Origin of the sequence: Parvimonas sp. M20 (assembly GCF_035282425.1) — a bacterium.
GTDB lineage: Bacteria > Bacillota > Clostridia > Tissierellales > Peptoniphilaceae > Parvimonas.
This window is the reverse complement of the sequence record NZ_JAYKBQ010000093.1, coordinates 1-395: the sequence shown is the minus strand read 5'-3', so window position 1 is coordinate 395 and position 395 is coordinate 1. Positions and strand designations below refer to the sequence as shown.

1 protein-coding gene is annotated in these 395 nt (G+C 49.9%); it reads left to right on the top strand.

What is annotated here, in order from left to right; translation table 11 throughout:
- Positions 1–282: hypothetical protein (locus VJI93_RS08545; protein WP_324009283.1), on the top strand; the 282-nt coding region annotated here is incomplete at its 5' end.
- Between the last annotated feature and the right edge of the window lie 113 nt (positions 283–395).

Genomic DNA, 395 nt, shown 5'->3' with positions numbered 1-395 from the left:
GCTGAGATGCGTGCTGCCGTGGCTGCAGAGGATGCACGCCTGCTGCAGGAAGCACATAATCAGCGTGTGGCTTATTTCAAGCCTGTTATGGACTTGGTGGATAGTGCAGAGTTCGCTACTACCTATGAGGCGCTTAAGAACATCAAGGCTAATTATGCCGCTGATGAACTTTTGTCCATTCATATCAATGCCTTGGTCGATATTATCGGCCGCTTGATTCCGGTGATTAACGCTAATCGTCCTTTGGCTATTAGCACCACTGCACCTTCAGCTACTGCATAAGGAGAAAGAATATGGAACAGGGGAACGCTATCCCGTGGTATAAGTCGCAGATCATCTGGGTTCAGCTGGTTGCAGCGATTTTCGCCATCGGTGTTCGCTTTGACTGGTGGCCC